This is a genomic window from Pseudomonas amygdali, assembly GCF_002699855.1.
Lineage (GTDB): Bacteria > Pseudomonadota > Gammaproteobacteria > Pseudomonadales > Pseudomonadaceae > Aquipseudomonas > Aquipseudomonas amygdali.
In genome coordinates, this window is record NZ_LKBW01000128.1 from 1 (window position 1) to 4,368 (window position 4,368).

At 59.4% G+C, this 4,368-nt stretch carries 1 protein-coding gene and 1 pseudogene; both read left to right on the plus strand.

Translation table 11 applies throughout. The features are described from left to right. Positions 1-690 precede the first annotated feature (690 nt). Positions 691-3,678 carry an autotransporter serine peptidase EprS gene (gene eprS, locus AO277_RS11275; RefSeq protein WP_044318877.1) on the plus strand — a complete coding sequence of 996 codons (2,988 nt, stop codon included), beginning with the start codon at positions 691-693 and terminating at the stop codon, positions 3,676-3,678. A 347-nt stretch (positions 3,679-4,025) separates the two neighbouring features. After that, positions 4,026-4,304, plus strand: a pseudogene (locus AO277_RS11285) (hypothetical protein); the annotation flags it as partial. Positions 4,305-4,368: the final 64 nt, after the last annotated feature.

The window sequence follows — 4,368 nt, forward strand, 5'->3', positions numbered from 1 at the left end:
ACCTCAGAAGGCGTAGCCCGAAGAGGACGCAGAGCGTCCAGAACGGCATTACCACGCGGAGCGTGGTAACGAGAATTGGGGGTATTGCGCCTGGTTGCGTTCACACAGCAACCCCGCTACCCAGACCTCAGCCTGACCTCAGAATGCGTAGCTCGGAGAGGAAGCAGAGCGTCCAGAAAGGCATTACCACGCGGAGCGTGGTAATGAGAGTTGGGGTGTTGCGTCCGTGTGCGTTTACACAACTCTCAACCCCACCACCTATCGTGCCCATCGCTCCGCGTGGGCATGCAGTTCATGACGCTCTGCGTCATCGGTTTGCCGTAGCGTAGGCTCCATTTGGGTGATTATCCATTATTGTGGGACAATTATTCTTTTATCCGAATAAATAAGGCGCCTAGCTGAAGTTGCTGAAAGTATTGACTGGAAAACTGAAGATAAGAGAATGGTGTGCAACTAAATGGCCGCTACGAAATTTGGTTATCTCCATATCAAAAAGCCAAACAAACTCAATGCATTCAATCGGATATCACTGAACTATATATCCAGTTATGCATTATCCTTATGTCCTGAAACTTGTATCAGAATTGAAATAAATCTGTTGCCAAGTGCATAACTGCAGACTATGTTCTGGAATCGCTCAATGAAGAGCCGACCATTATCAGGTGTGCAGGGTAGCGAAAGTCCAAGCGTTTGGGTGCTGTCCGTTATTCGTTTAAACCATTAGCAAACGGTGCTCTTTGTGCGTTGTCTTTTACGTTTGGCTGCTCTGCCTACGCGGATTATGTCGAGCAGGGCAAACCGGGTGACGCTGCCAGTTGGCGTTCGGCAGAATTCCAGAGCGACTGGGGCCTAGGCCGTATTCAGGCTGATCAGGCCTACGCCGCTGGCATCACCGGGGCAGGCGTCAAGATCGGTGCGCTGGACTCGGGTTTCGACCCGTCCCACCCGGAAGCCACGCCATCCCGCTACCACGCAGTCACCGCTACCGGTACTTACGTTGACGGTTCGCCCTTCAGCATCACTGGCGCGATCAACCCGAACAACGATACCCACGGCACGCACGTCACCGGCACCATGGGCGCGGCGCGCGATGGCGTCGGCGTGCATGGCGTGGCGTACAACGCACAGATCTACGTCGGCAACACCAATCAGAACGACAGCTTCCTGTTCGGCCCGAGCCCGGACCCGCAGTATTTCAAGGCGGTGTATGGGGCGCTGGCAGATGCCGGAGTACGCGCCATCAACAACAGCTGGGGCAGCCAGCCATCCGACGTGACCTACGCCACCGAGGCAGGTGTGCGTGCGGCCTACGCTCAGCACTACAACCGTGGAACCTGGCTGGACGAAGCGGCGAACGTCTCGCGCAAGGGCGTGATAAACGTGTTCAGTGCAGGCAACAGCGGTTACGCCAATGCCAGCGTGCGGGCGTCGTTGCCGTATTTCGAGCCAGACCTCGAAGGCCACTGGCTGGCTGTGTCTGGCCTCGACAGCAGCAACGGTCAACGCTACAACCAGTGCGGCCTGTCCAAATACTGGTGCATCACCATGCCCGGGCGACTGATCAACGGCACCGTGCCCGGCGGCGGTTACGGGATCAAGTCCGGCACCTCGATGTCTGCACCGCACGCCACCGGGGCGCTGGCACTGGTGATGGAACGCTTCCCGTACCTGAATAACGAGCAGGCGCTGCAAGTGTTGCTGACCACCGCCACCCAGCTCGATGGCTCGGTCACTCAGGCACCGACCAACAGCGTGGGCTGGGGCGTGGCCAATCTTGAGCGGGCGATGCGCGGTCCCGGTCAATTGCTCGGCACCTTTGACGCCAACCTGGGTGCCGGTGTGAGTGATGTATGGAGCAACGATATTTCCGATCAGGCGCTGCTTCAGCGTCAGGCCGAAGACACTGCCGAGCAGGCCACCTGGCAGCAAACCCTGATCAGCAAAGGCTGGCAAAACGGCGTTGCCAGCACCGCCAGCCAGCAGGACCAAGCCGATTACGCCACCGGCACCGCACGTGCCGCCGCAGCCGCTCAGCGTCAGTACCAAGGTAGCCTGGTCAAATCCGGTGCCGGTCGACTGATTCTGCAAGGCGCCAACACCTACCGAGGCGATACCCTGGTCAATGGCGGCTTGCTGTCGGTCAACGGCTCGCTGGTTTCCGCCGTACAGGTCAATGCGGGCGGCACGCTGGGCGGTAACGGCCAGATCGGCGGGCTGACGGCGCGCAGTGGCGGTATCGTTGCGCCGGGTAACTCCATCGGTACGTTGCAGGTCAACGGTGATGTCACCCTGCAACCGGGTTCGACCTACGCCGTTGAGCTTTCGCCCACCGCCAGTGACCGCATCGTCGCCACCGGAAGCGCCACCGTGTCAGGCGCGAACATGACGCTGGCGCTGGAGAACGCGACGCCGGTGGCCTTGAGTTCTGCACCGATCCAAAGCGTCGTAGGTCGCCAGTACAACGTGCTGCAAGCCGCCAATGGCGTGAACGGCCAGTTCGGCTCAGTGACTTCGAACTACGCGTTTCTGGGTGGCCGACTCGACTACGCAGCCACCGGCGTCGCGCTGAACGTCGAGCAAACCAGCGCATTCAGCAGCGTCGCCCAAACCCCGAATCAATCTGCCGTAGCAACCGCTGCCGAACAACTTGGTGCAGGCAACGCGGTGTACGAAAACCTGTTGCTGACTCAAAGCGCAGCTGCTGCCCGAGACAGCTTTCAGCAACTGTCCGGCGAGATCTACCCGGCCATTGGCAGCGTGCTGATCAACGACAGCCGGCAGATCCGCGATGCAGTGGGTGAGCGTCTCAGGGCCAGCGTATTCGGCACTGATGGCAATACGGCCGCGCAAGACAATGTCTGGATCAAAGCCCTGGGTGCCTGGGGCAAGACCGACTCGCGTGACGATACCGCCGGTTACACCACCTCGATTGGCGGCCTGCTGGCCGGTGTCGATGGCAACCTTACCGATGACACACGTCTGGGCGTGGTCGCGGGCTACAGCGACAGTTCATTGAACATGGGCTCCGGCACGCATTCCCGGGCTTCGGTGGACAGCTACCACCTGGGCGCTTACCTCGGCCATGAAATCGGCGCTCTGCGCCTGACCCTAGGCGGCGCGCACAGTTGGCATCGTATCGACGCACAACGCGACGTGCAGGTCGGCGGTGCTGCTGGCAAAGAGAAAACCAAACACGATGCCCAGAGTACGCAAGTGTTTACCGAGGCGGCGTATCGCATCCACTTGCAACCCGCGATCCTTGAGCCGTTCGCCAATCTGGCCTACGTCCACCTCAACACCGACAGCTTCTCCGAGAAGGGTGACGCGGCGGCGCTGTCTGCCGGTAGCGATAACCGCGATGCGGTGCTGAGCACTCTCGGTGTACGGGCGCTGAAAACCATCGCGATCAGCGACCGACAGAAAATCGACCTGTCGGGCAGCCTCGGCTGGCAGCACAACCTGAGCGACACCTCGTCCGAACAACACCTGGCCTTCGCCAGCGCCGGCAACAGCTTCAACGTACAAAGCGTCTCCATGGACCGCGACGCCGCCGTAGTCGGTGCCCGCGCCAGCCTGGCGTTGGGCAAGGATGCACGCATCAACCTGGACTACAACGGCTTGCTCGGTGCGCGGGATAAAACCCACGGCGTGGGCTTGTCGCTGGATTGGCAGTTCTGATGGAGGATGCCTGCGGGGTGCAGTAGCCCCGCAGGCACTCGATAATACCATGCTCCGCGTTGGCACGCATCTCGTGACGCTCTGCGTCACATCCAAGCCATCACGCGAATGCTGGATCACTCATAAGTCCAAGCTTCTGCCCGGAGGGCGTGGGAGCGAACTTGTTCGCGATCTGCCGGGAACCGGCAGCAAAACCTGTGTATGCGGTACATCATTTGCGAACCAAATTTCAGGCTCGGCCTAGCCATGCCTCCCCAGATCGCCTCAATAAACAAAATTTGATGGCTCAATAGCATCATGGTAAAACCTTGCAACAGACACTCGTCTGCACTCGCTAAGGAATAGCCATGAAAAAGACAGGGACAGGCTTCGTCGCCATACTCGCATTCCTCTGTGCCTTCTCCGCAAACGCCAGAGAAGCCCAGGTAACAGACGCCTCAATCGTCAAAGCCATCATCCAGGAATCCATCGACAGCTACCCCGGCAATTGTCCGTGCCCCTACAACTCCGCTCGCAACGGCAGCCAATGCGGCAAACGCAGCGCGTACAGCCGCAAAGGCGGTTACGCACCGATCTGCTACAAGGATGACGTCACTAAAGAAATGATTAACGACTACCGACGCCGCCGTTTTTTTGTGTTCGGGCTGGTTAGGGCCTGCCGTCAGGCAGGCCCTTGTTTTACCAGCTCGG